29 protein-coding genes and 1 pseudogene are annotated in these 23,697 nt (G+C 59.6%); 11 read left to right on the plus strand and 19 right to left on the minus strand.

From position 1 onward, the window contains the following. The first annotated feature begins 119 nt into the window (after positions 1-119). From Q3C01_RS09095 to Q3C01_RS09105, 3 genes are all read left to right on the plus strand, one after another. Positions 120-521 (plus strand): Rid family hydrolase, encoded by a 402-nt coding sequence (locus tag Q3C01_RS09095; RefSeq protein ID WP_458144981.1) that lies wholly within the window; start codon positions 120-122, stop codon positions 519-521. Between the two features lie 330 nt (positions 522-851). Further along, positions 852-1,511 carry a hypothetical protein gene (locus tag Q3C01_RS09100; RefSeq protein ID WP_458144982.1) on the plus strand — a complete coding sequence of 220 codons (660 nt, stop codon included), beginning with the start codon at positions 852-854 and terminating at the stop codon, positions 1,509-1,511. Between the two features lie 13 nt (positions 1,512-1,524). Next, positions 1,525-1,809, plus strand: coding sequence for a hypothetical protein (locus Q3C01_RS09105; protein ID WP_458144983.1), 285 nt, complete (start codon positions 1,525-1,527; stop codon positions 1,807-1,809). 404 nt (positions 1,810-2,213) lie between these two features. On the opposite strand, the gene Q3C01_RS09110 is transcribed toward Q3C01_RS09105, so the two are convergent. After that, positions 2,214-2,687, minus strand: a complete 474-nt coding sequence (locus tag Q3C01_RS09110; protein WP_458144984.1) for a Spy/CpxP family protein refolding chaperone — start codon at positions 2,685-2,687, stop codon at positions 2,214-2,216. A gap of 622 nt (positions 2,688-3,309) precedes the next feature. On the opposite strand from Q3C01_RS09110, the gene Q3C01_RS09115 reads away from it, so the two are divergent. Continuing rightward, entirely contained in the window at positions 3,310-3,648 is a 339-nt protein-coding gene (locus tag Q3C01_RS09115; protein ID WP_458144985.1) for a PilZ domain-containing protein, read from the plus strand. A gap of 393 nt (positions 3,649-4,041) precedes the next feature. Here Q3C01_RS09115 and Q3C01_RS09120 read toward each other — a convergent pair whose 3' ends face one another. Beyond that, positions 4,042-4,305: a hypothetical protein gene (locus Q3C01_RS09120; RefSeq protein WP_458144986.1), complete on the minus strand. Its 264-nt coding sequence runs from the start codon at positions 4,303-4,305 to the stop codon at positions 4,042-4,044. A 396-nt stretch (positions 4,306-4,701) separates the two neighbouring features. Between Q3C01_RS09120 and Q3C01_RS09125 the strand changes: the two genes are divergently transcribed. Then, a complete protein-coding gene (locus Q3C01_RS09125; RefSeq protein ID WP_458144987.1) occupies positions 4,702-5,238 on the plus strand; it encodes a hypothetical protein in 537 nt (178 codons plus the stop codon). Positions 5,239-5,433: 195 nt separating this feature from the next. On the opposite strand, the gene Q3C01_RS09130 is transcribed toward Q3C01_RS09125, so the two are convergent. The 3 genes from Q3C01_RS09130 to Q3C01_RS09140 all read right to left on the minus strand — a co-directional run bounded on the left by Q3C01_RS09130 (position 5,434) and on the right by Q3C01_RS09140 (position 8,734). After that, on the minus strand, positions 5,434-6,669 hold the full coding sequence (locus Q3C01_RS09130) for an MFS transporter (RefSeq protein ID WP_458144988.1): 1,236 nt from the start codon (positions 6,667-6,669) through the stop codon (positions 5,434-5,436). Positions 6,670-6,802: 133 nt separating this feature from the next. Then, positions 6,803-7,921 carry a M14 family metallopeptidase gene (locus tag Q3C01_RS09135; protein WP_458144989.1) on the minus strand — a complete coding sequence of 373 codons (1,119 nt, stop codon included), beginning with the start codon at positions 7,919-7,921 and terminating at the stop codon, positions 6,803-6,805. 9 nt (positions 7,922-7,930) lie between these two features. Next, the gene (locus tag Q3C01_RS09140) at positions 7,931-8,734 is read right to left on the minus strand and encodes a gamma-glutamyl-gamma-aminobutyrate hydrolase family protein (RefSeq protein ID WP_458144990.1); all 804 of its coding nucleotides are present in this window, start codon (positions 8,732-8,734) and stop codon (positions 7,931-7,933) included. A gap of 84 nt (positions 8,735-8,818) precedes the next feature. Between Q3C01_RS09140 and Q3C01_RS09145 the strand changes: the two genes are divergently transcribed. After that, positions 8,819-9,784: a LysR family transcriptional regulator gene (locus Q3C01_RS09145; protein WP_458144991.1), complete on the plus strand. Its 966-nt coding sequence runs from the start codon at positions 8,819-8,821 to the stop codon at positions 9,782-9,784. A 141-nt stretch (positions 9,785-9,925) separates the two neighbouring features. On the opposite strand, the gene Q3C01_RS09150 is transcribed toward Q3C01_RS09145, so the two are convergent. Both Q3C01_RS09150 and Q3C01_RS09155 read right to left on the minus strand, forming a co-directional pair. Continuing rightward, positions 9,926-10,135, minus strand: coding sequence for a hypothetical protein (locus tag Q3C01_RS09150; protein WP_458144992.1), 210 nt, complete (start codon positions 10,133-10,135; stop codon positions 9,926-9,928). Between the two features lie 105 nt (positions 10,136-10,240). Then, positions 10,241-10,420 carry a hypothetical protein gene (locus tag Q3C01_RS09155; RefSeq protein ID WP_458144993.1) on the minus strand — a complete coding sequence of 60 codons (180 nt, stop codon included), beginning with the start codon at positions 10,418-10,420 and terminating at the stop codon, positions 10,241-10,243. A 623-nt stretch (positions 10,421-11,043) separates the two neighbouring features. Here Q3C01_RS09155 and Q3C01_RS09160 point away from each other — a divergent pair. Further along, positions 11,044-11,307 (plus strand): hypothetical protein, encoded by a 264-nt coding sequence (locus Q3C01_RS09160; protein WP_458144994.1) that lies wholly within the window; start codon positions 11,044-11,046, stop codon positions 11,305-11,307. Between the two features lie 102 nt (positions 11,308-11,409). Here Q3C01_RS09160 and Q3C01_RS09165 read toward each other — a convergent pair whose 3' ends face one another. From Q3C01_RS09165 to Q3C01_RS09185, 5 genes are all read right to left on the minus strand, one after another. After that, positions 11,410-11,562 carry a hypothetical protein gene (locus Q3C01_RS09165; RefSeq protein ID WP_458144995.1) on the minus strand — a complete coding sequence of 51 codons (153 nt, stop codon included), beginning with the start codon at positions 11,560-11,562 and terminating at the stop codon, positions 11,410-11,412. A gap of 317 nt (positions 11,563-11,879) precedes the next feature. Next, on the minus strand, positions 11,880-12,053 hold the full coding sequence (locus tag Q3C01_RS09170; RefSeq protein WP_458144996.1) for a hypothetical protein: 174 nt from the start codon (positions 12,051-12,053) through the stop codon (positions 11,880-11,882). A 643-nt stretch (positions 12,054-12,696) separates the two neighbouring features. Further along, positions 12,697-13,089: an MAPEG family protein gene (locus tag Q3C01_RS09175; RefSeq protein ID WP_458144997.1), complete on the minus strand. Its 393-nt coding sequence runs from the start codon at positions 13,087-13,089 to the stop codon at positions 12,697-12,699. A 2-nt stretch (positions 13,090-13,091) separates the two neighbouring features. Then, entirely contained in the window at positions 13,092-13,835 is a 744-nt protein-coding gene (locus tag Q3C01_RS09180) for an SDR family NAD(P)-dependent oxidoreductase (protein WP_458144998.1), read from the minus strand. A 48-nt stretch (positions 13,836-13,883) separates the two neighbouring features. Then, positions 13,884-14,273: a DoxX family protein gene (locus Q3C01_RS09185; protein ID WP_458144999.1), complete on the minus strand. Its 390-nt coding sequence runs from the start codon at positions 14,271-14,273 to the stop codon at positions 13,884-13,886. Between the two features lie 149 nt (positions 14,274-14,422). Here Q3C01_RS09185 and Q3C01_RS09190 point away from each other — a divergent pair, with 149 nt between their 5' ends. Beyond that, positions 14,423-14,803, plus strand: a complete 381-nt coding sequence (locus Q3C01_RS09190) for a winged helix-turn-helix transcriptional regulator (protein ID WP_458145000.1) — start codon at positions 14,423-14,425, stop codon at positions 14,801-14,803. Between the two features lie 229 nt (positions 14,804-15,032). On the opposite strand, the gene Q3C01_RS09195 is transcribed toward Q3C01_RS09190, so the two are convergent. The 5 genes and pseudogenes from Q3C01_RS09195 to Q3C01_RS09215 form a co-directional block, all read right to left on the minus strand. Next, a complete protein-coding gene (locus tag Q3C01_RS09195) occupies positions 15,033-15,320 on the minus strand; it encodes a GFA family protein (protein ID WP_458145001.1) in 288 nt (95 codons plus the stop codon). A gap of 62 nt (positions 15,321-15,382) precedes the next feature. Beyond that, positions 15,383-15,574, minus strand: a pseudogene (locus Q3C01_RS09200) (hypothetical protein); the annotation flags it as partial. 33 nt (positions 15,575-15,607) lie between these two features. Then, a complete protein-coding gene (locus Q3C01_RS09205; protein ID WP_458145002.1) occupies positions 15,608-16,582 on the minus strand; it encodes an ABC transporter substrate-binding protein in 975 nt (324 codons plus the stop codon). A 426-nt stretch (positions 16,583-17,008) separates the two neighbouring features. Next, positions 17,009-17,248 carry a hypothetical protein gene (locus Q3C01_RS09210; protein WP_458145003.1) on the minus strand — a complete coding sequence of 80 codons (240 nt, stop codon included), beginning with the start codon at positions 17,246-17,248 and terminating at the stop codon, positions 17,009-17,011. A gap of 618 nt (positions 17,249-17,866) precedes the next feature. Then, entirely contained in the window at positions 17,867-18,040 is a 174-nt protein-coding gene (locus tag Q3C01_RS09215) for a hypothetical protein (protein WP_458145004.1), read from the minus strand. Positions 18,041-18,339: 299 nt separating this feature from the next. Between Q3C01_RS09215 and Q3C01_RS09220 the strand changes: the two genes are divergently transcribed. Continuing rightward, positions 18,340-18,735, plus strand: coding sequence for a hypothetical protein (locus Q3C01_RS09220; RefSeq protein ID WP_458145005.1), 396 nt, complete (start codon positions 18,340-18,342; stop codon positions 18,733-18,735). 1,579 nt (positions 18,736-20,314) lie between these two features. After that, a complete protein-coding gene (locus tag Q3C01_RS09225; RefSeq protein ID WP_458145006.1) occupies positions 20,315-20,479 on the plus strand; it encodes a hypothetical protein in 165 nt (54 codons plus the stop codon). A 74-nt stretch (positions 20,480-20,553) separates the two neighbouring features. Here Q3C01_RS09225 and Q3C01_RS09230 read toward each other — a convergent pair whose 3' ends face one another. Further along, positions 20,554-21,060, minus strand: coding sequence for an ester cyclase (locus tag Q3C01_RS09230; RefSeq protein ID WP_458145007.1), 507 nt, complete (start codon positions 21,058-21,060; stop codon positions 20,554-20,556). 992 nt (positions 21,061-22,052) lie between these two features. On the opposite strand from Q3C01_RS09230, the gene Q3C01_RS09235 reads away from it, so the two are divergent. Further along, positions 22,053-22,439 (plus strand): GYD domain-containing protein, encoded by a 387-nt coding sequence (locus Q3C01_RS09235; RefSeq protein ID WP_458145008.1) that lies wholly within the window; start codon positions 22,053-22,055, stop codon positions 22,437-22,439. Between the two features lie 399 nt (positions 22,440-22,838). On the opposite strand, the gene Q3C01_RS09240 is transcribed toward Q3C01_RS09235, so the two are convergent. Further along, entirely contained in the window at positions 22,839-23,618 is a 780-nt protein-coding gene (locus Q3C01_RS09240; protein WP_458145134.1) for a molybdate ABC transporter substrate-binding protein, read from the minus strand. Positions 23,619-23,697: the final 79 nt, after the last annotated feature.

Here is a 23,697-nt window from a genome sequence, read left to right on the forward strand (position 1 = left end):
TGCGTGAGTCTCGCCAATGCAGGGCGAAACCGCACCCACTTGTTCTCTCGCTAAGGGGCTGTCTGGGACGTTCTCACCGGCACTCAGCCGACGAGCACAGCTTCACCGACTTCACTTCGATGGAGGCCCCCGCCGTGCCAAGGAACCTCATCTCGTCGGGATCGTATCTCGAGCCCGAGATCGGCTTTAGCCGCGCCGTACGAGTTGGCCAATTCGTTGCTATTGCGGGGACGGCACCGATTGCGGCGGCGGGGGGCACGGCGGCGCCAGGCGATGTCTATGGGCAAACGATTCGCTGCCTTGAAATCATCGCCAAGGCTGCCGCGGAGGCGGGCGGTACACTAGCGAACATCATTCGGACGCGGATCATGCTGACAGACATTTCGCGTTGGCGCGATGCAGCTCGCGCGCATGGCGAGGTCTTTCATGAAATTCGCCCGGCATGCACGTTCGTCCAGGTTTCGGGCTTCATCGATCCCACTTGGCTCGTCGAGATCGAAGCCGATTGTGTGGTCGAATAAGCGACGGCCGCCTCTGGCCCCTCGCGTCATTTGCTGCTTCTGCACGAATGCGGGCGCTATCGGGACCGAAGCGGACATCGATTGGCAGCGAGCACTGCCTGGCTCAGTCGCGAATGACCCGAACGAGACATCAGCGACGGCAATAACGGCATCCTAACCCCGATTGCTACTTGATGTAGATCAGCAAACTACGGCCTCAACCCCTGAGCCTTTAAGCACCCGTTCATCGGGCTGTCGCTCAACGATCGGCAACTGAGGTTACCCTGGTCCTTACAATGTGCTAATTTAAGCCCGCACGATCGCCTGTCTTCAGCGCGGAAACGTTGCACCATGACCGATTATCATAACCCGGCATGGACCGAGGAAAGCCGATTCCACGGTGCCCTCGACGATGTGTTTATGATTCCACTTGTTTTTATCACGCTCGCCATAAACAAGATCCTGCACTTCTTTATTTCGATCTTGATGCGGATGCTCGACTACGCCTTCCCTTTGGCAATGCAAATTGTTTGGCTTCCGCTCTTCGCGGCCAAGAGTCTTGGCGATGTCATTGTCACTCTCGTAAGCGCCGCGGTGCGCTTCCTTCCCCTTTCCGAGACGAAACGTCGACAGTGGCGGAGATCGATCCGCAGGAACTGGTCGTGGTTTAGGCGGAAGATTGGCTATCGGGCGTTCGGGCAAGCTGTGCATGATGCCTTTGAAAGCGGCATGGCGTGGGTGTTCCGAAAATGCCGGCATCTCACGCCGAACACCGCGTTGCTCGTGATCCTGGGCGCGAATACTTTGGCTCCCGATCTCTTTCGGAGCTGCAACGGCAATGCACGCGGTATTGTTTGCCAAGGTCACGTCCTGGCCACCTTGGATGCAACTCTTGCATCCGCTGGCAACCGTTATCGCCAAGAGCAAGCTTTTGGTACTACCGGTGTACCCGGCAGCCTGGCCACACGCGAAAAAACATCCTTTCGTTCAGCTGGTATTCAAGGGCTATGAAACCGTCAAGTGTATGTATCTGATCAAAAAACTCGGTTTTCGCTATCGGCAGGCAGAGATTGCCGGCATCGCGGCGCTTGAGACGCTCGAGCGCATCGCCGGCCTCACATCGGCGGTGCGGTGGCTGCGCAAGGCGCATGTCGCGGAGCGTTTCGGGGTCGAAAAGCCCACTCAGGAATTGCGTTCGTTCTTCTCGCGGTGGTCAATTATGTTCTCAGCCGATTACTACGAAGCCAAGGAACGGCAAGCCTCAGATGTCCCATCATTAGACAGCAGCAAGCTACGAACGTTGAGATGATCGTCAATCTCAAGACCGCCAACGTGCTCGGGGCCTCACCGTGCCGCGCTCGCTGCTCGGCCGCGCCGACGAGGTGATCGAGTGAGGCGTAATTTGCTGCGATGCGTGAGTCCGGAAGTGGCCCTACGCGACACTTCGGTGCGAGGCCGAATTTGGTCGCGACGCGGGGCATAGCGGACATCGATACATGCTCCCTCCCGCTGTTACCACGGCGGCGGCCGCTCCTTTAAGCCGAGCAGTTTGAAGTCGAAGGGCGCGTATCCCGGCCCCGGTGAGCCACGATTGAGCGCGGTCAGGTACCGCTACCAGCTAACGACACTGTTTTTTGCGCGCAGGCAATGTCTCCTCGAACAGTCCCGCTGGAAATCCGGTAGCAATGTCGTCGAGCCTCCGCCAATCGGAATTTATTTCTTGCCCCACCAGTCGAATATGCCGCCGATGCGCCCGCCAGTGTCGAACGCTTTTTTCTGCTTCGCGTCCAGGCTGTCATAAAACGCTTGAAGTTTGGGCTCGACTGCCTTCAGGCCGGCAAGCCTGGTCTCCGCCATTTTCTCGGCGAACGCCATTCGCCCCACGGTCGTCGAAAGATCTGGTTTGTCAGCGCATAGCGACTTCCTCGCAGAGGCATCCGCAGACGCAGACGCCTCGGTTAAGTCTTTCAGCGCCGCTTTTTGAGGATCCGTCAGGTTAAGCCGCTTTACCAATCGATCAGTGTTGGCAACAGGCGTCGCCTCGCTGCTGCAAATCGCCCTTATCATTCTCGTCTCAAGCCATGTGCCTTGAGCGCGCGCTGGCGTTGTCATAGAGGTAAGAATAGCGAGGAAAATCAGGATTACTGAACGCACGACAAATCTCCCTTTTTGCGCAGCACCAGTCATCGGTGCTCGACAATAATATCCTCCACACGAGGTAGCGTCGCGCCTTTGATGTAGATCATACCAATTGCGCAATGCCCGGTGGCAAGCGGTGGACCACGCTGCAATAATTGCACGATGACTGGATCAATCTGATCGCGAGTTTGCCGGTGGGGTCCTTCACGCGAAAAGGAGCGGCTGCTCTGAGCGCAGTGATCGGAAAACTTCTGCCACAAAGTCCAGCAGACTTTATGTGGCGAACTTTAGATTCACGTGACTAGCGACTGGGCTCACCATCAGGCCAGCTTCCGTTGTGGCTGCACTCGTAGTTCTGGTAGTAGAGGATCAGGTCGCGCGCCTATTCTTGCGCATTTGGCCCACTGATCTTGTGAAGCCGACCTCCGCTTCGAAACACGAACGTCCGTTTGTAAAGTCGGCGTCAAGCGTCTGAATTAACCACGAACTTCGATCCAATTTTAATAAGACAACAATGCTGCTTGTTAGGTTAAATCAACCAGATCAAGGTTGCACGTGCTGCCGTTTTCCGGACGTCGGCGGGACCGGGAAACCGACTTCATAATGCGCGATCGCAATCGCTGCGGTCGCGTCCGATGGGAGGTTGCATTCTCATTTGGAGCATCTCGCCATGATGGAACGTCGCGCACTGAGCCGCATACCGATGAACCGGGCGGCGCTACTGTCATTCGATGGAATTCGTGGGACTCATCCATGCGTGGTGCGCGATATCAGCGCCTTGGGGGCCTGCATCTCCGCGCCGTACTTCATATTTGCCGACGAATTTGTGCTGTCGTTCGATGGCCATCCCGCAATTTTCATCTGCCGCATTGTGTGGAGAAAGGAGACGCTTTGCGGAGCTGCCTTCCTCCTGCGTCGTCGCTCGCCGAAATTGGCGAACGATTCCGGCGAGTACACAAAAGTGGTGCGACTTGATCGCCAGACCATGCGCCGCGAAAGGCGCCATTAGCTGAGAAGTGGCGGCAAAACTCCTTGCGCGCCGCTCGGCATGCTGTCGCCAAGCCGGAGGTCGCGCGCGGACGTAACATTGCCCGCGCCTAGACGTGGGCACCTTCGCCTATTCTGGGCATCTTCGGCGGCGACGATCACCCTCATGCTGGCGGCGGGCACGCTATCCATGACGCTCCTGCGGCTGGTTTCGAGCAGTGCAACGACCGGTACGCTGAAGACGTTAGGAGTCTGCGGCGCCGGTCAGCCGCGACCACGGCAAGCGGCCAGCTTGGATCGGGTGAAAGGACCGTCCTACTGTGACGACCCCCGCGGCCGATATTGCCTACGGCGTGACGTATTTGAGCCATGTCGCCGCACCGTGTCGGATTCGCATGGGTCTCTCGGCCGCTTATTAGCCGCAGACTCGCACGCGGCGCTCCCGCCAGCCGTGCCCGTCCCAGAAGCGTTGGGTCTTCCAGTAGCAGGGAGGCATTGGTTCGCCAACCGGGGCATCGACATAGCCCGACCAGTACGGATAGCCGCCGGGGCCAGGATAAGTGCGCGGATACGGATTGCCGCCGGGTCCGTAATCATAGCGCGGACCAGCAAACGCGGGCGAGGCTGCGGAGACGGCCAAAGTCGCGGCCGCAGCGAGAGCCAATAACGTCTTCCTCATGGTTTATCCTTTCCAGTTCGGCGGCGGCAGGAGGGACGCACGCCGGTCACTGCAATGAACTCACGATGCCAGGCCACGGCAATATGCCGTTGACGCCACCGACCAATATTGCTGGCTCGGGGATTGGGTCATCAGGCAGGCAGCGCCGCCACGAAAAGCGACGAGTACGTCCCTCTTGGTCGCCCCTCCCGGCAAGCCGGGATCGAATGCGGGCAGGTCCCAGTTAGTGACACTTGTGTTCTCACCGCGGCGCGGCGACGCTCCCGTTGCCACGGACCACAATCATCCGGGATGCGGCTTACCTCATTAGCCCCGACAGCGTCACGAGAGCAGACATTCCGGGACCGCCGCTCTGGGCGAGATGCATTGGAACTCGAATGTGCTAAGCTTGGGCCCATGCCGTCGCCCGCCGAAGCAGTAAACAACTATATCTTGGCCAAGGACGGCAACCGCCCGTTTTTGATGAGACAGACGTTCTCTGAAGACGTTGCACTAGAGATGGTGGTCAAGACCGACGCCATTTCATTTCCCAGCACGGCGACCGGCTTGAGCGCCGTGGAGGACGTTTTGGTTCGTCGCTTCGGTGTCGAATACGAGAACATCTATATGTTCTGCCTCTCCCACCCCTCCGAGACCGACCGAGCCCGCTTTCAGTGCCATTGGTTGGTTGGGATGTCCGCAAGAGCCACCGGACAGCCGCTGCGAGTTGGATGTGGACGTTACGACTGGCACTTCAATCAGGACGGAAAAGTGGTGAGGCTCGTCATCACCATAGAAGTCATGAAAATCCTGTCAGGCACGCAACTCGATGGCGTGATGCGCTGGCTATCTTCGCTTCCTTACCCGTGGTGCAGTCCGGCTCAGGCTCTCATGTCATTTCCGGCGCAGCGGGACCTGTTGGAGGTCGAAGCCTATTTGAAGCAGGCGCAGTGATCTTCGATCGAGCCACGATTGGCTGGGAAAGAATGACACGCCAACGCAGTGTTACCTCGGTTGGTGGTTGGACCTGCGGTTGGTTAAGGGGGACACAAGCGGACCTCGGCAGCTGCTCGACCTTGGTCCGCTCATCTCCCGGAAGTCGGCTTAGGGCCCAACAGAGGCATACAGCTTGACGGACACTTCGACCCGCTACTTCGTGACATCGAAATTGCGGGTCTCGGGGAGCATGGCCATCGCTACGATGCTGATCAGGCTGATCGCGGCGGTGTAGTATGCCGGCACCAGCGGATCATGGGTCACGGCCAATAACCAGGTCACCACAAACTGGGTTGTCCCGCCGAACAGCGTCGCGCCGATCGCATAGATCAACGACAGGCCCGTGCTGCGAATGGCCATCGGCATCATCTCAGGTAAAGCCACGAGGCTCGCCGATCCGCTGAGCGCGGTGAGGGCAGCCAGAATCGCCGTGACCACGAGGAGCGTGGTGGCGCTGGGCACGCCGGCAAGCCAGAAGAACATTGGCACGATCAGGAACATCAGGGCGACCCGAGGCAGGATCATCGTGATCTTCCGGCCAAACCGGTCGCTGAGCAGGCCGGCGATCAAGCCAAAGGCAAAAGTGAGGGCGCCGCCGACCAGGACGCTGCTTTGGGCGAGCGCGGCGGGCAGGTGCAACGTCTGGATCGCATAAGTGGTCATGTAGTTGCCGACCTGCGATGATACCGTGCCGGCCGCCGTGATGAGGATGCCCAGAACCAAATAGCGGCGCTGGCCAGTGAACACTGAGCTGACGATCTGCCTGGTGCTCCGATTTTCGCCCGTCTCGAGTGTCTCGGGCAGGCTGCGCCGGATGTAGACGGCGATCGGAATCAGCGCGAGACTGAACAGGAATGGAACGCGCCATCCCCAGGCGGCCAGGTCAGCAGGGGAAAGAATCAGCGAGACTGCGACGCCGAACAGGCCGCCAATGGCCACCGCAATCCCCTGGCTCGCGATTTGCCAGCTCGCGTAGAAACCGCGCCTGTTGACCGGCGCCGCCTCGATCAGCAACGCCGTCGACGGTCCGACCTCGCCGCCGATCGCAAGGCCCTGCAGCAGCCTGCAGACGACAACCAGAATCGGCGCAGCAATGCCGATGCTGGCATAGCTCGGTGTCGCGGCCAGACCCAGAGTGCCGATCGTGATGAGCACGACGGTGAGAATCATGGCCGGCCGGCGCCCCGCCTTGTCCGCGAAGGCTCCGATTAAAATGCCGCCGAGCGGGCGGGTGAAGAAGCCAACTCCGAACGTCGCGACGGAGGCGAGCAGGCTGCCGAACTCACCGCCCATCGGGAAGAAGGCGTGTCCAATGTAGACGGCAAAGTAGGCGTAGATGACGAAGTCGTAGAATTCGAGCGCGTTTCCGGCCACGGCGGCCGCGACCATCCTGCGGCTCACGCGTCCCGTCGCGACCGCGTGCTGCGGTTCGCCGTTCGAAGCATCCATCTGCAATTCCACGGTGGCAATCGTGCTCATGTGTCAATGTTCCTGCTGGAATGACGGGTTGTCGCGTGCTGCTTCAAGCCATTTCGAGAGCCGCCGGGATCGGCGTGGTGTTCAGTCCGTGGAGTGCCTGCAAATAGGCTTCGCGTGCCTGCTGCCAGACCGGGATCTTCCAATCATCGGCTTCGGGGTAGAAGGCATCCTTGAGAGCGCGCTTGATCGATGCGCGTTGCTCGGAATTGGCGCTGCCGGATCGGTGCAGCCATTGCTCGGCGCGCAGCGCGTTCTGGACCTGCGGGAAAGGGCGCGTGCCGTATTCGAGGCAGATATGGCTCTGAAGGGCGTCTGGGCATTCCTGCGAAAACGCGGTCTGGATAGGCCCGTTGAGCGGGATGCTGGTCGAGGTGCCTGTCACCACCGACGTCAGCTTGCCCCACCATGTGCGCGCTCGTTCGAGAACGACGGGGTCCTCGGGACAGGCGAAGATCCGCTCTCCAAATCCGTAGGGGCCAAGGCCGGTGTGGATGTCGATCGAAGCAATGTGTTCGCGTCCGATGGCGAATTCCCGCAGGATGCGCCTGAAGGTCCTGTTGCTCCAGGTGGGGCCGGCTCCGCCAAAGAACATGCCGTCCTCGAACGCGTACTGTCCCATCGACATGGCGCGCTGCAGCCCGCGCTGGCCGACGCGCTCGACATAGGCGGCAAGCTGCGCCTCGTTGTCCGGCCGAGGCGGCCAGGCGTCCGGCAGCAGGAGATCGTGAATGTCGGCGTAACCCGCGTTGACGGGCAAGGGTGCGGAAAAGTCGATGAGGTTGCGATTGAGATCGACGTTTTCCTGAGTGACGCGGCGCGAGTGCGAGAACCCATAGGGGTTCGCGGCATGGACATGCATGACCGCGACGTCGGCATTCGTACGGACATGCTCCGGCGACCCGAGCAGCAGCAGGCCGGTCTGGATGGCCGAGCCGCAGTAGCCTTCGACGCCGTGAACACCGCTGATCACGATCAGCAGCGATGCGGCATCGACGGGGCCGTCGAATACCACGTCGGTTGCCAACGTCTCGCCTTGCGCGCCCTGGAGGGGCAGCACGAACGAAGTGACCGGGAGGTTTCGCACCGCCGCGGCCTGCATGAACTTCGCGCGAGCCTGTACGTAGCTCGTGCTGAATAGTTCGAGAATGTCCTTGTTGGTCATCGTCTACTCTCAAATTCCTTGAGTGGTTTGTCGCTGTCTTTCAGTTCTCCGGGCCCGGCAGGCCGCGCCGAAACTGGCAAAGATGGCGCGGCTGAGCGCGCTGTCGTCGATGCGCATTTCCGGATGCCATTGCAGCGCCAGCGTCCATTGCCGCGCATCCTCGATCGAGAAGGCCTCGATCAGGCCGTCCGGCGCCGTTGCTTCGACGCGCAAGCCCCGGCCGAGGCGCTCGATGCCCTGGTGGTGTAACGAATTGACCGGCACACGATCATCCCCGAGGAGTTCCGCAAGCCTGCCACCGGCGGCGATGTGCACGTCATGACTGTCGTCGTACCAGCGCCGGACGGGGCGGTCGTGATCGCCTTCACGATGATCGAGGCGGTTCGGCTGTTCGTGCACGGCAGGATGCAGGGTGCCGCCGAACGCGACGTTGAGTTCCTGCAGGCCGCGGCAAATGCCGAGAACCGGAAGACCAGCGGAGATCAGCCGCCGTATCATGGGCAGCACGACTGCATCGCGATCGCGATCCAGCTTCACAGCTGGTGCCAGAGGTGGAGCAGCATAGTGATCGGCTGCGACATTCGAAGGACTGCCAGTGAGGACAAGGCCATCGATGCCGGCGAGGAGGCTCTCCACGTCGACGCAGTCGGGCGCGGCTGGCAGGAGAACAGGCAGGGCATGCGCCACCTCGCTCACGGCCCGCACGTATCCGTGAAGGGCCGCGTGTGCGGTGTGTCCGTGCAAATCGATGCAATCGCTCATGATTGCAACGACGGGCCGGACCGGACATATGGTCGGCGACTGGCAATCCATCGCTAACCAATAACGCTCAATTCATTTGCGTATATTGCATTTATACTCCATAATTCATGCATAACTTGCAATTATGCGGACGCCGTGAATACGCGACAGCTTCGCCATTTCCTTGCGGTTCTCGATTTGGGATCGCTGAGTGCAGCCGCCGAGGCGGTGCATCTCAGTCAGCCGGCGCTGTCGCGCAGCTTGAGCGCGCTAGAAGACGAATTGCGCGCGCCACTGTTCGATCGAACGGGCCGACGTCTTCGAGCGACACCGTATGCCCTGGCTTATGCGAAGCGCGCCCGTCGGATCGTGTTCGACGCGAATGAGGGGACGCGTGAGCTCGAATTGATGCGAGGCGGCGAGCTCGGACGGCTCTCCTTCGCCATGGGTTCCTCACTCGCTGCCTGGCTGCTCGGACCCATGATGTTGAAGTTGATGCAGGAGGCGCCCGCGCTCAAGCTGAGTGCACTCATCAAGACATCGGATACGATGGTCGATGCGCTCATTGGAGAGACGCTCGACTTTTTTGTCGGCGATATCAGCGTCGCGGCACTCATCCCAGATCTGGCGGCCGAGCCGGTCTTTCCCTGCACCTTTAGCTGGTTCGCCCGACAACATCACCCGCTGGCACGGAAGCGGCGGATCGGAATTAAGGAGCTCGAGACATACACGCTCATCGGGACCGGCCACCTCGAGGAAACATTGCTGCGGCGATTTGCGCAGCTATATTCATTGCAACCTCCGGTGCTTGATCATTTCGGGATCATCGCAGACGACGTTGCGGCGGTGAGAAGGGTGATCGTTGACAGCGATGCGGTGGTCCCGGCAACGGACCTTTCAATGATCGACGCACTGCGCGCGGGTGAGGTGATCGTGCTCGATGTGAATCCGCCGCTGGATGACCTAAAGATGACCCTCGGCATCGTGCGCCGTCAAGGGCGTACACTTGTACCTGCGGCCGATCGTGCCTTCGAACTCATTCGAGCGCAGTTTGCTGAGGCTGCGACTGAAATCGCGCGCCTGCGCCGACGCGGGGCCAGCGCAGGCCGAGCCTTACGGTAGCGGTGCAGGTGAAACGCGGCTCGATGTCGGACAGGCGCACCTCATCCGGCCAGCGATCGGCACAGATCAAACCTCCAGCCCCGGCGGGGCCGCCATCTCTCGACGGTCGGCCCCTAACCGTGCGGGTACGCAGGTCGAGCATCAGACCATCCCGCTCGGCTGCGAGAGACGTTCCTGGAATTGCAGTTGCGCGACAAGACGAATCCGAAATTTACGTAACTGATGAAGGTTAAGGACGCGCACGGTGGCGTGTCTCTGCGCAGTATGTCGGTAGATGACAGCAGTGCCACAGTGTCGATCGCGACACACCGCATTGGCGCGCCTCGCCGCAGCTTTTGCGGCGTCCTTCATGGCGCTTTCTCCCTTAGCCTTGAGCCCGTCGCGAATGGCGGGTTCCGTTTGTGGCAGGGAAAGAACAGGCTGTGGACGGTTCGACTTTGGGGGGAAGCCAGCAGGTTAACGCTGGTGTCCTAAGCCAACTCCAAGGCTGCGCGCCTTTTGCCTCAACGAGCCCTCGGACCGCTTCATCAGCTTTGACAACTTAGCCACTGGGGTGCGGGCTTTGGAATGTGCCTTGAGCAGTTTGACGTCGTCCTTGGTGTATTCCTTGCGCTTGCTCTTCGTCTTTTTTGCCACCTGATGCTCTCCAACGTGATCACGTGCGGGGTTAAAGTGAACATGCGAATGCGTCAAGCGCAGGTGGGCTCTCGCCTTCCTTATCCGCAATGGTCTCGGAATGAACCAATGAGCGGTATCGCAGCCGACGTAGTCGCGCTTGCTCTTATATCTCGAGCGCGTTGGCTTGGGCGTGGTGGGCCGCCAGGCTTTCCCTAGCGGCCCGATTGCCTGAAGCCCAATTCCCACAAAGCAGCAAATTTGGCGCGGCGGAAAATAGATCGGCGACTACTCGAAAAATTCCCGGGTTCGATACCAATGCCGATCCCTCAGGAGGCGCAACCGCCAGCGGCTCGCGATACATTGCCGACGGTTAAGGCGGTGAACGACAAGGCCCGCCAGCGTGAACCGGCGGGCCTTTGCACTCCCGGCATCCTTAAGAGAAAGCTCAGCCAAATGTAAGGACGGCTTAAGGACTTCCGCCCACGGCCGGCACTAGCATGGCCATGGTGATCTTGTGAGCACCGCCACTGCGCCAACATGTCTTTCATCACGTTTCATTTTCTGCGCTGTGGCGGCTCGCCGCGTCCGGCCCTGAACGCGCATCGGAGCTGACCGAAGATTTCGAGAAATGGAGCCGTATCATGTTTTATCGGTTATCGGGCGTCGCACTTGCCATTCTCATACTGGGCACCATCGACGTTGTCGCAGCGGACCTGCCGGTCTATGAAGTCGCGGGCCTCCCAATCACACCGCATCAATTGATGGTGCTGGGACCGGCCGGCGCGGAGCAGGACCTCTCGCCTTTCATACAGACGATGGCGGGAATGCCAGCGTCGCCGCATCAGATCGCGGTCCTCACGCCGCGTCCGGCGCAGATCGGGCAGCAAGCTTACAACAAAAGGTGAGCGCGCTGCGGTCCGGAATCTGGCGGCGGCTTTCCGCAGTTCAAGACACGCATGATGCCAATCCGGTCGAGCATCGTCGGGCCCCTTGCTCGGCCACCAGGATCAGGGCTTCCATCGCCGCTTGCCATTCCGGGGCAACATGCACGCCTTGGACAGCGCGGCGACGTACTCGCCTGCGTCATGCAGCGTGACCAGCTCGCGGTGGTCAACCTCGATCGGATCTTCAAAACGGCGGCCCCAGCCCCGTTCTGCCATTTTGCGGCGCACACACAAGCTATGATGGAGTTTTTCGTCGGATGTTGTCCCCGCGAAACAATTAGCAAGCTCGAGGAAGCCGTTTTTGGACTGCGTCGAAAGAGGGCGGCAATATATCTGCTGTATGACAGCTATGTTAAACAATGGAGTTTGACAAATGCTGTGCGAACGATTTTTTCTCGTTTTGGAAACGCTGCTCCAGAGCCAAATTCAGTCGACCACTTATCGTGACGGCGCCCCGCGGGTGACGAGCTCGTCCCAGCATGTACCGGTACAGCTTCCTGCTAGGTCCTAAACGCGCCGGCGTAGGCTAGGCCTCAGTCGGCGGCATCGACCTTCAAGAGCCGGACATAGGTCCCGCTTTCTTGCAGCTCGAGCCAGCCGCGCTCGACTGCGTGCTTGATCCCGGCGCCGAACTCGGGGCCGGTTGCTTTCAGCGTGTAGAGGAACGGCGCGTTGATCTTCTCGATATGGATGCGGCCGTCTTGCACAGGCTCGATGCCGGCGGCGATCTCGACGAGCCGCGGCTTCCGGGTTGGCGAAGGGACGTTCGGCGGTGAGCTTCATGGATCGATGAGGCGGTGGGCGACGCGGATGTGGGAATCAAGAGTTGGCTTCGTGACTACCTCGCCGCAGAAGCAGCATGCAATCCCTTCTGGACGCTGGGTCGGCAGCGGAAGCGCTAGCCGGTGCATCTGGCCCTTCCAAGCGGTCCAGTCACGCTGGCGACGCCACATCTCGAAGTCTGCCTCAGTGCTCGTGGCGGCAGCTCCTGCCACGCTGTTTGAAAACTCGTGCGGGCTTCGTCAAACGTCTCGGCAATCCCGCAGAGGCACTCACCCGGATCAGTGCCGGGATAGAAGCCGCAGGACCAACTCCACTGCGGGGCCGAGTTCGGGACACCGGCGCGGCGACCGATGACACCGACACGGACATCGCCGCTGTAGACTAGCCACGTCTCGCGGTGCGGATCGTCCTTGCTGCGGCGGCGGGTAATAGGTAAACGCGTCGGAGATTTCTAGCGAGTGTCTGCTGTGTGCGCGAACCTCGGGCGGAGGTCAAAAAAATACCTCGGGGCTCACGTCTGCTTAATCCCCAACAGCGGCACGAGAGCAGACATTCCGGGACCGCCGCTCAAAGCCAAGGGGTAGCGTCCAAAAGGAGGCGTCCAGCCGCAAAAACCAGCGCCGCGTAAGTAAAGAGCATCCCGAAGCCTCGCACCGGGGCCAATCCCCCAAGCATGCCAATCAAATGCAGCAGTCGTCCCAGCGCAAGCGCTGCCCCGATGGCGACCACCGCCCAAGTCGGTGCGGCATGCGCCTCCACCAAGCCCAGCGAGATCACCCCAAGAGGCACGTACTCGATAAAATTTCCTTGGGCGCGGATGCGTCGCAGCAGCGTCTCATCGGTACTGTCGCCTACCATCTGCCCGACCTTTGCGCGGCGCAGGGAAATGGGAAACGACAGGGCCACAAGAGAGACCGCAAACGCCGCCGCGAAGATAGAGGTAATGGGAAGCACAGCCATGGCTAACGCGCGCTATCAATGATTGCGCCGCCGTCGGCTGTAAGGCTGGCTCCTGTCATGAACTGCGCGTCCTTGCTGGCGAGAAACAGGACAACCGGGGCCACGTCGTTCTCCGGCGAGCCGTACCGAAGCAACGCATTTGTCGGCGCAGGCACGTTCGCGGCAGGGCCCCACGTTTCCGCGAGTGGCAGGATGTTGTTGACGGTGATCTTGTCGGCACTCCATTCACGCGCGGCGGTCCGGGTAAGGGCGCGAACGGCCTCTTTGGCCATGTTGTAGGGACCATAACCCACGAGGCCAATAATCCCGGCCATCGAGCCGAAATTGATGACGCGGCCTTCTCTGCTTGCTTTAAGATAGGGATAGCAGGCCTGCATCGTGCGCAAATAGGCAATCGGTCCCGTCTCGAAATTTCGCTGTAATTGCTCCGCCGAAAGCTCAACGATGGAAGACAAATGAGCCGTTGGGTCGAAGGCATTGTTTACGAGTATGTCGACCCGGCCACAGGCCGCGACCACCTTGTTCACCGCTGCCGTGATGTGATCGGCCCTGCTGATGTCACAAACAACACTTAGCGCCGTGCCGCCCGCCGTTTCGATCTCTTCAACCGTGGCATCCACATTCGCGGGCGTAAGCGAAAGGACCGCGACCTTCGCGCCTTCCGCCGCGAACAGCTTCGCGGTGGCGCGGCCAATGCCGCGACCAGCGCCGGTGACGATGGCAACTTTTCCATTGAGTCGGTTCATGTTCATCTCCTTCGATAGCTCTTGTTGTGTTTGTTGTTTTCCTGCTCGTCAAAACATCGCCACCAGCGCGTAGGGCGACGGAATTTCGCGGGCAGCGTTCTGTGTAACAAAGGAGGCGATGAGCAACGCGAGTCCGATCACGGCGGGCAAGGCGCCGCTCGGCTTGCGAACACCAAGATAGGCCAGGCCTGACATCAGCAAGTGATAGAACATACCGGCGTAAGCGAGGTCGCTGAGCGCTACGTTGGTGTGCGACAGGATCGCGGCAGGTCCCAGGACCTTCATGACGATCATGAAGGGTACGAGGTAAGCCGGGTATCCGAGATCGGACAGAACTTGCCGAACCCAATTCGCTTTCGTGAGGTACATGAAGGCGGAGGCTAGATACAACACGGACAAAAGCGCCGTACTGATCCAGTAGGTGTAGATCGTAGCCATGTGGTCGTCATGCTTGCTGGTGGGACAGCAACATCCTTCCTTCGTGTTGATTTGTTCGCGGGCGCGTATTCATCACGCACTTGCGGCGTACATCGAAAATGTAGAACAAGGTTGATTTTGACAAGTAGGATGAATAACTTGCTGTTAGTATGGAATACCAGACTATGGCCAATAGAGAGATAAACATGCACGAAGAGATGCGGCGCGCCTTCGCGCTGCTCTCGGGCAAGTGGAAGCTTGAGATCATGTGGTTGCTCAATCAACGGATTTACCGCTTCGGGGAGTTACGAAAGGCGATCCCCGGCATCACGCAGCACATGCTCACCGCGCAACTTCGCGAACTCGAAGCTGATGGCCTTGTGTCGCGCACCGTATTTGCCGAAGTGCCGCTTCGGGTCGAGTATGAGATCACCGAGAAAGCGCGTGGGCTCGGCCCCACGATGGAGGCCCTGACAGCTTGGTGGACCAAGTTCGGAAAGACTGTACCAGCGAAGCCCGGTGCGCGGGGTCGCAAGCCAAAGGGGGAATGACTCAACTCAAGCTAAGGGTGAAGCTAAAGTTGCTGCTGCTTCCGAAAGTCCGCTTCGTGTCAAAATGTGAAGAACTCAACGTGAGCAAATCGAGTCCGCTATTCACCCCTTAAGCGGACCTCGACGAGGCGAGCGGCCACTTCGCTGATAGGCCAATCGCAGAGCGATCGGTGCGGCCACTGCGTCCGACAGCCATCAGTGTCAAGGTTACGTTGCCGGTTTGATCGCTCTAAGGCTGCTTCTCGAAAGTTCGCATCGAGCCTACGGATGTGAGCCATGGCTGCGCGGAGCGAGACCACCACTGAGTATGGGGGACGATCTGGTCGCGTTGACGAATGGAGCCCACGCGGATGGCGTAAATCTTGGGGCCTGCTCCGAGCGCCGTCGCGTAGACATGCGTTCCACATTCCGGGCAAAACGCTTGTGGCCTTTTATTGCCGCTCTCGGCGGTCTTGATGTAGATTTTCGGCTCGCCCGAGAGCAACCTGAAAGTGTCTTCCCGCGTGAAGGCGTGCACGCGGAATGCAGAGCCGGAAACTGGCAGTCGGTGCAATTGCAGAGCAGGGTCTTGTCCGGCTCGATCTCGGCCTCAAAGGTGATGTATCCGCAGTGACAACGCCCGTCGATTTTCATCTTAATCCTCCGCAGCGCGTTCGTGCGCAAGCTCATGCTAATCTGCTCATGGTCTCGGTGTGCATGTTTGCGAACCGAATTCGCAAAATCCCGTTCCACTGACCGGCGAGGCGTGCGGAGTCGTCGCAGAAGGGCCATCACCGGCCTTATGCGGCGCTGCAAACCGCATCTCTATTCGATCACCTCGTCGGCGCGGGCGAGTAACGAGGGCGGCACGATGAGACCGAGCGCTTTGGCAGTCTTCATGTTGATCACCAGGTCGAACTTGGTCGGCTGCTCGACCGGCAGATCGGCAGGCTTGGTGCCTTTGAGAATTTTATCTACGTAGTCGCCTGCGCGGCGGAGCAGATCGGTTACATCGGCGCCGTATGAAACCAAACCGCCATTGATGGTGAACAGTCGGAAGACGTAGAGCGCGGGCAGACGATGCTCCGCGGCCAGCGCGGTAACTCGTGTGACGTTGTTAACGGTCAATTGACTGGCAAGAGGAAGAATTGCATCGGCGTGCTGGGCCGCGGCGGAGGCAAAGGCAATGTCGAGTTCCTCCACCGTGGTCGCCTCCAGTACCGGGAAAGTCACGCCCAGCTTCCGAGCAGTTTCCGGCAACTCCTCGGCTACGAACAACCTATGACTTGCATTGCCCGGGTTGACCAGGACCGCAATTTTTGAGGCGGCAGGAACCATCTCCCGCAGGATTTGTATTCCTTTGCTCACGAAATTTCCGGATACGAAGGTTGCCAGGCCCGTTATGTTGCCACCGGGATGCGACAGGCTTTGGACGAGGCCAAGCCGCACGGGGTCGGCCACAGCCGCGAAAACAATCGGAATGCTGGCAGTTGCCGATTTCAGAGGTAGGGCTTCCTGCGGGCCCGGGCCAACGAGCACATCGGGCTTGAGCGCGACAAGCTCGTTCGCTAGAGGCACTAGGCGCTCGGCGTGCCCCTCGGCCGACCGGTAATCAACGATCAGGTTCTTCCCTTCGATCCAGCCATGATCGCGCATGCTGTCCTGCCACACCTTGTAGTTTGGCAAGTACAGGGGCGCGGTATCAAGATAGCCAACCCGGCGAGGCGGCCCCTGTGCCCACGAACGCCGTGGCGAAACGAGCAGTGCCGCAGTACCCGCTATGAAATCCCGCCGGTTCATTCGATCCTCATCAAGGTTTGAGGACGATGGAACAAACCTTATCACGTTTTTCGATGGGGCCTCGCAGTAGTGGGCATCGAATGGATCGTGCCCACGATCTCCGGGATCGCCTCTACGGCAGCCATGAAGCGCCGTCGCCGATCCACAGGACCCGCAACACGCCGGCGGCTGGCCGCGCACGCCTGCCGGGTGAGGCGGTGACGACGAGGTCCGCCGGCTCCCGCTGGTGGGCCTTAACTTAGCTGAATTACCTTTCAAAGCTTTCCGCCGATCATCGAGCCATGGCAGCAGACGATGACAAGCGGGAAGCACCGCGCCCCAATCCTTCGCGCACAGCAGAGGCCCTGGAGATCATTGAGGAGTACGCTGACGACCTGCGGGAGATCATCAGGAAGCTTCGTCGGAAGCTGAATTGAGGCCGCGCGTTCACCTCACGAGTCGATAGGCCTTCACCCGCTTGCTGTGCGGCGCGACCTCCGGGCTTGGCTTCCATCTGTTCTGCGCGCGCATGACACCGATCCTGGCGAACATGGTCGGCCCGCCTTTCTCGGCCACCAGGATCAACGCTTCCATCGCCGCTTGCCATTCCGGGCGATCGTGCACGGCCTTCGGCAGCTCGGCAATGTATTCGCCGGCATCGCGCAGCGTGGCCAGCTCTGTGTTCACAAGTGCACCGACCAGCGGGTTCGATTGCCCTAAAGGCCAATTTTACTTAACTCGCGGTGGTTCAATAATCATTGAATTGCAGACCATGGATTTCCATCGCGCTGAGCAAGCTCATTTTGGGCTGGCGAGCGCGAAATCTTTTGTTGGTTTGCCCATGCTGCAAAAGGATGGCTGGCGCGGACCTGTTTCGCCAGGGGCGATGCATGCTCGGCGAGCAAAGCCTTCAATGCAGCGAGTGCAATGCATCCAATGCGGTGACTTATTGGCGCTTTGAGGGGGTTGGGTCCGCTGCGGGCGCCCCCCTGATCTCTAGGCACTGAGATCACCCCCAATGAGGTTCTTTGTCGCTAAGAGCCGGACATCGCTCGTCGGGAAAAATAGGAACCGGGGCATCTCTAAGTATTTCTTGCGTTCTTGAAGCGTCCAGGAGTCGTTCATGCTTACAGCTACAGAATGCCAAGCACTTGCCGACGAATACAGATCCCGCGCTCGGCAGCCTGAAATCTCGAAAGAGTGTGCCGCCATGCTCACGAATATCGCGCGAAGTTTTGTCGGTCTCGGGACCCAGCTTGATCGGCTCTCCGCCTACTTGAGAGATGATTCAAACCGGAGACCACGTCAGTCGACTTCTGGTTTCAGCAACCGCACATAGGTCCCGCTCTCGTGCAGCTCGAGCCAGCCGCGCTCGACCGCATGCTTGATGCCGGCACCGAACTCCGGGTCGGTGGCCTTCAGTGTGTAGAGGAATGGCGCGCTGATCTTCTCGATATGGATGCGGCCCGACAGGCTCAATGCCGCAGGCGATCTCGACGAGCTTGCGGGCTGCGGCTTCCGGGTTGGCGAAGGGACGTTCGGCGGTGAGCTTCATGCGGCAGTCGGTCAGTGTACGGCGAGAATGTGGGAATCGATGGTGCGGCTGGTGACTACCTCGCCACAGAAGCACCGAGCAATCCCTTCCGGCCGTTGTGCGGGCAGAGGAAGCGCCTGATCATGCCTCTGGTCCTTCCAGGCCGTCCAGTCGCGCTGCCGGCGCCAAGCCTCGTAATCGGCCTCTGTGCGCGCGCTGCGCGAAGTGATGGACCGGAATCCCGTTGCAGGTGACCGTGAGCCAGCCGGGCGGATCTATGGCCGGCGCGGCAACGACTGGCAAAGATTCGATTGCGGTAACTGAAAAACAGGAAGAGACTTTGACGGTCGGACCCAACAAGCCCCTACGGCTATCACCGAAGGAGGAGGGAATGACCGCTTATAATTACGGATGGAAGCCGCCCACTGCCGCCCAACATGAAGCGCAAAGGGTCTTCAAGGAAACCGATGCCAAAGTAGCGATGTCCGAGTATGAACGCATCCAAGCGGCGTTTCATGCAAATCGCGAGAGGTTAAAGGCTGAACGACTTGCTCGCGAGGCCGAAGCGGCGGCCCGGAGGCACAAAAACCTGATCACGGCCCACTCTCCGAATATGCATGGCGGTCTGCGGCACCGCTAATACGAGCATCCAAATTATCAATCTCTTGAGAGACTGGAACGCGCGATAGCTACGGGCGCGCCCATTCCGGCCGGTCGTGCTCTTTCTTCGGCAGCGCGGCGATGTAATCGCCGGCATCGCGCAGCGCGGGGCCGATAAGGCGCGCAAAGCAACGCCGTCCGCACGGAGGAGAGTTTTCATTAACGGCGCAGGCATCGGCAGAATATCAGGGAGGCTGCCGCCGGGCTTAGAGTGGGAGTTGAGCTGATGGGAGATCCGGGCCTATTGTACTGCGTTGCTGGGGACAGTGGCCCAGTGGAGGGTGGTTCAGATGAAGATGCTTTTCACGTCTCTGGTCGGCGTTTCGCTCCTCGGATTCGCGGTGACCGCTCAGGCGGACACGATTTACCCGAGGAAGCGATGTCGTGTGTACGATGACACTTCATTCATTCAAATTCCCGGCCAGTGCGGAACCATTCTGCCATACTACCCCCGCAAACTATTTGTCCGTTCCTGGTGGAGGCAGCCTCGTGTTTGAGCGCTGGTATTGAGCACGACAACCCGGAAGGCCCGTGAATACCGGCGATGATCAGCCTATGAGGAAGTTGAAGCTGCATCACCTGGTCGAGCATTCTAGGATCTCTTCGACTTCAGCCCGATCTTGGATGAGCCGCTATTGTTTTGGTGCCTCGGAAGGTGCTTCTGGCGCCGGGGGCTCGGCGGCCGGTGTGGTGCCTCTGAGTTCTGACGGAGCCGCGCAATCGCCGGCCCAAATCTTGGTGCCTTTTACCGTGCCAACTAATTTGCAACCCATCGGTGCTTGCGGCTTAACCTGGGCTGCCGGTCTTTTGGCCACTTTCGGTGGAGCAGTCTGAGCAAACGCGCTAGTCGCAAAGAGCAACAGCGCGATGAGTCCGATTAGCGGCTTCATGGTCTTCCCCAATCAGTTCCTGTTCGCCTTCAGCCCGAGCGCCCGAGCGTGACCAGCCCATCGCGCCTATCTTCACACAGATCGCATAAACAATCACAAATGTATCGCGCACGCGACATGATTGAGTTGGCCCACAGGCTTGCACCGCGGTCTGTTTCGAGGGCGGGCGGAGGCATGGGACCGCATCTCATTGCTATGGGAGTTTCATTCGACGTCGGCATGGCAACTCGCGATTGCGCAGTCGATCTTTGACAGGGGAATCGAATGATCGCGAAATATTCAGCCCGACAGTGAGGCAGAGGAGGCCTCAACGGTAACCCATCGCAGACGACACCGGCTTGTTCCAGTTGAAGTCCGGCCGGACATCAGCACCGCTCCTGCCGCAGGCAGAACAGGTGAACCTCGGCTCGATGTCGGACGTGCACCTCATCCGGCCAGCGATCGGCATTCAGGGCTACGTTGTGGCTGCAACGATAGTCCGAGCAGTAGACCAGGACAGCGCGATCGCAGCCTGCATGCAGCGTCGCTTATCGACGGCGAGGGGCCGAGCAGGCCATGCAAGGGTTCCTTCACCTTGATCCAGGGATACATCCTAATGAGCTATAGCCGGAGATCGCTTCGTGCTGAAGAGTGAGACCGCCGCGGCTGGGGGCCAAACGGAGATGTCCGATGGATGTGGCAGGCAGGCGCTTCGCGCATGTGAAGAGAACCCTCCGCGTCCGGTCGACCCTTGTCGGCCTGCTGGAAGAGTTGCCGTTTATCTGCCCGGTGGTGGTCGCAATCGGCTCGCTGATCATGATCGGCATCACGCTCTGCAAGGATTGGCCGCAGTGAGTCATTCAACTGCGGCGGAAAGCAGGCAATCCTTGGACCGCCGCTTTGGGGCCACAACCGGAAGCTCGGACCAGCTATGGCTTGGGCGGCGGCGGTAAAGCTCCGGCCTGATGAAGCATCGCAAAGCGATCCGGCACTCCCCAATGCTCAACTAGCCTTCCGTTTTCAAATCGGCATATGTCGATGACGGTCATGCTAATTGGTTTGCCTGAGCGCCGGTGTGTTCCGGTCGCTGTGCTTCGGCCCCAGACCTTGTCGCCGCTCTCGACGAGGTCTTCAACCGTAAGCGTGAGCCCTTGTATGTTGCCGCGAGCTGTTTGGATCTGATCCTTCAAAATCTCTGGACCGAGAACATCGGTCTTGGCGAGGTATTCGTGCTCAGACAGGCTTGGAGCGCACACCTCATCAGCAATGGAGAGATCTCCCTGATTGAAGCCACGTTCGATGATGGCGATGAACAATCGAACATTCGTGGATTGGACGGCCCCTTGCGCCGTCGCCATTGTCGCTCCGGTCGCCGAGCCAATTGCTGCGCCCGTGATAGCCGTCACAAAGTCACGCCTCGTCGCGTTCGCAGTCATTGCGTTGCACTCCCTGTATCGCAGCGTCCTTTGCTCCGCCGCCACGTCGCCTTCAAGCATTTCAAGCTGCCAAACGCGCGTCAGAAGCACGAGACATGAGCTAGCTGAAAGTACCCAGCAGAGTGAGGAGAGCGAAAACGAACGCGACAATTCCCAGAATGGCAAGAACGCCCTTCCATCTTTGGTAGGCTTTCGTTTGCGAGGGGTCTCTCGGTTCGTTCGGCTCGAATAAGGACATTCCCCGCTCCTAAAGCAGGATCGCGCGCAAGACGTTTGACCAGCCGCCTCCGCCAATCTTGACCTAGATCAACGGCGACCCGCCTTGGCGCGTTTTCCGGCCTCGGTGCTACGATCTTCCCAAAGGCTTCGGCGGACGGGGACACTACGGTGGCGGCAAGGCCGTAGCGCGGCCCGCCCAAGCGTTTTCCCGGCCCGAGAATTCGGGCGCACAGCGGCCTCCCCAGAGGCTTCGGCGGATCGGGACACAACGGCGGACACTTTGGATCATGACCGTTGTATTTATTGGACTATTTCCGTCTCTCCGGTTCCCGCAAGGGGAGAAGGCGGCCTTAGTGTCAGGGCTTCAGATCTGGGCGCCGGATGAGAAGAAACGGCGGAAACCGCCGGTGTGTGCGGCCGGCCGCCTAGGTAAGCGGAGGCTTGCATGAGCGGCCCCGCCACCAAGGCGGCGTGACGTCGCGCGCCGATTTGACTTCCGACGAGAGAAGATTCGTTTTTGGATCCAATGAAGCGGTTTAGGCCGTTTTGTCGGAAGTTCACCTGTAAAATTTAGAAAAGCGCCTGACTTCACGGCTGCCGTCGGCGCTGGATCTCACTTAGGGACAGGCTTTCCGATGCTACACCACGATGCAGGCTAAACACGACCTCGGCTGCAAAATCCCAAGTTCCTTCGCGTGATTTGGTTCCCTCTCCCCAGCTTCCGCTTGATCTAAAATGAGCGACGATGGGAGCACGTTAGACAGGAGAACAATATGACAATCTACATTTCGCAAGGGCGGTACACACCGGCGGCGATCCGCGCAATGACCGCGAAGCCGGAGAACCGTTCTGAGGCGATTGCTGAGATGCTCGCCGCCGCCGGCGGTCGTCTAATCAGTTGGTACCTCACCTTGGGTCGGTACGACTGGCTGATAGTAGCCGAAGCTCCCGACGAACGTACGCTGGTGTCGGCTGTGCTTGCGGCGGCTGCTGGCGGAAGCTTGTCCGACATAACCACGACTGTGGCACTCTCCGCCGACGATACAGTAAAGGCTTTCGGTCAGGCGGGTGAGCTTGCGAAGAAGTTCAGATCGGCCGGAGCCGACTACTATGGGGTGCCGGTCGAGTCGGCTCGCGAAATTGCAGCGGGCACAAAGTAGCCGAACCTCCACACGCCACGTCGATGGCCGAGACTATGCCCACGGGAGTTCGTAAAAGCGAGTGGCCAATCGCTTCCGGTCTTACCCGACGGGCGGACATTCCTGGTGTCCGTCGGCAGAAGGGCCAGAAGCGGCCATTCGATCGCCTCGGTCAGTACTGCGCGGTGACTATTCGGGCAGCCCCGCTTTCCGAAGACCCTAAATAAACAGCCTTGAGTGTTTGAAGGCAATTAAGGCCGATAGCCAACCATCAAACAATCCGGACGAAGGTTTGCGCCGTCGCGATCTGCACACGACCGGTAACGCAGCAGTGCCTGCGGCCAGATGCAGGAATTGCCTGCCGGGAAGTTTTATGGCTGGCGTTTCTTCAAATTGTTTGCGCGATGGTTTTACCTTGGATCACCCGGGGTTCATGCCCCGCGAACGGATGATTGCAGCGGCCGTCGGCCCTTTCACAAATTCAATGAGTGCGTTGGCGGCGGCAGTATCTTTTGCATTCAACGCGACCGCCGCGGTGAAGACGACATTTTCTTGTACGGCGTCAGGGAACGGTCCGACAACATCCAAGCCCGGCGCACTGAGGACATTGATGAGGAATAGGCCGAGTTCCGCTTCTCCCTTGGCCACGACTGCGACAACCGCCGCAGGATTGGGCTGTGCTTTCATCTTTGCCTTCATCTGCTCCGCAATACCAAGTCGATCAAACACCCTTGCAATGGAATAGCCGGTTGCGCTTTCCGGAATTGAGGCAATTGATTGCGCCTTGAGCAGCGTCGTTTTGAGGGCATCGGCCGTTCCAATTTCTGGCTTCGAGGCGCCGGCGCGGATGGCTACGCCAAGACCAACCCGGGCAATATCAGTCGTCGGGCCAGCGACGAATTTGGCTCGAGCCGCCGCATCTTGCATGACTTCGGCAGGAACAACTCCAACGTCGAATGGCTTGCCCGAGGTGGCTTCCTTGATGAGGTCGGGTGTGGTGCCGAAGAAGATCTCGAGCTTATGTCCCGAGGCTTGCTCAAACTGCGGCTTAATCTCCGCCCAAACATTGCTCATCGCTCCTCCTGCCAGAAGCCTGAGTTCGGACGCATACAGGTTTCCAACTGGTGCAATCGACATTGCACAGCAGCACGCAAGCACTGCCGTGTTGAAGCGCGATCCATTCATGGTTTGCCCCACCATACCGACAAAGGAACCGACAAACGTACTTTGGCCCTTCGTCGCGGCAAACTGGGCACAACGACGCGGCAACTCCTCAAGC

This window comes from Bradyrhizobium sp. UFLA05-109, assembly GCF_054185165.1.

Coding starts and splice junctions, on each gene's coding strand:
- Q3C01_RS09095 (WP_458144981.1), top strand. CDS start 120: ATGGAGGCCCCCGCCGTGCCAAGGAACCTCATCTCGTCGGGATCGTAT.
- Q3C01_RS09100 (WP_458144982.1), top strand. CDS start 852: ATGACCGATTATCATAACCCGGCATGGACCGAGGAAAGCCGATTCCAC.
- Q3C01_RS09105 (WP_458144983.1), top strand. CDS start 1,525: ATGTATCTGATCAAAAAACTCGGTTTTCGCTATCGGCAGGCAGAGATT.
- Q3C01_RS09110 (WP_458144984.1), bottom strand. CDS start 2,687: ATGACTGGTGCTGCGCAAAAAGGGAGATTTGTCGTGCGTTCAGTAATC.
- Q3C01_RS09115 (WP_458144985.1), top strand. CDS start 3,310: ATGATGGAACGTCGCGCACTGAGCCGCATACCGATGAACCGGGCGGCG.
- Q3C01_RS09120 (WP_458144986.1), bottom strand. CDS start 4,305: ATGAGGAAGACGTTATTGGCTCTCGCTGCGGCCGCGACTTTGGCCGTC.
- Q3C01_RS09125 (WP_458144987.1), top strand. CDS start 4,702: ATGCCGTCGCCCGCCGAAGCAGTAAACAACTATATCTTGGCCAAGGAC.
- Q3C01_RS09130 (WP_458144988.1), bottom strand. CDS start 6,669: ATGGTCGCGGCCGCCGTGGCCGGAAACGCGCTCGAATTCTACGACTTC.
- Q3C01_RS09135 (WP_458144989.1), bottom strand. CDS start 7,921: ATGACCAACAAGGACATTCTCGAACTATTCAGCACGAGCTACGTACAG.
- Q3C01_RS09140 (WP_458144990.1), bottom strand. CDS start 8,734: ATGGATTGCCAGTCGCCGACCATATGTCCGGTCCGGCCCGTCGTTGCA.
- Q3C01_RS09150 (WP_458144992.1), bottom strand. CDS start 10,135: ATGAAGGACGCCGCAAAAGCTGCGGCGAGGCGCGCCAATGCGGTGTGT.
- Q3C01_RS09160 (WP_458144994.1), top strand. CDS start 11,044: ATGTTTTATCGGTTATCGGGCGTCGCACTTGCCATTCTCATACTGGGC.
- Q3C01_RS09165 (WP_458144995.1), bottom strand. CDS start 11,562: ATGGCAGAACGGGGCTGGGGCCGCCGTTTTGAAGATCCGATCGAGGTT.
- Q3C01_RS09175 (WP_458144997.1), bottom strand. CDS start 13,089: ATGGCTGTGCTTCCCATTACCTCTATCTTCGCGGCGGCGTTTGCGGTC.
- Q3C01_RS09180 (WP_458144998.1), bottom strand. CDS start 13,835: ATGAACCGACTCAATGGAAAAGTTGCCATCGTCACCGGCGCTGGTCGC.
- Q3C01_RS09185 (WP_458144999.1), bottom strand. CDS start 14,273: ATGGCTACGATCTACACCTACTGGATCAGTACGGCGCTTTTGTCCGTG.
- Q3C01_RS09190 (WP_458145000.1), top strand. CDS start 14,423: ATGGAATACCAGACTATGGCCAATAGAGAGATAAACATGCACGAAGAG.
- Q3C01_RS09205 (WP_458145002.1), bottom strand. CDS start 16,582: ATGAACCGGCGGGATTTCATAGCGGGTACTGCGGCACTGCTCGTTTCG.
- Q3C01_RS09225 (WP_458145006.1), top strand. CDS start 20,315: ATGGATGTGGCAGGCAGGCGCTTCGCGCATGTGAAGAGAACCCTCCGC.
- Q3C01_RS09230 (WP_458145007.1), bottom strand. CDS start 21,060: ATGACTGCGAACGCGACGAGGCGTGACTTTGTGACGGCTATCACGGGC.
- Q3C01_RS09235 (WP_458145008.1), top strand. CDS start 22,053: ATGACAATCTACATTTCGCAAGGGCGGTACACACCGGCGGCGATCCGC.
- Q3C01_RS09240 (WP_458145134.1), bottom strand. CDS start 23,618: ATGGTGGGGCAAACCATGAATGGATCGCGCTTCAACACGGCAGTGCTT.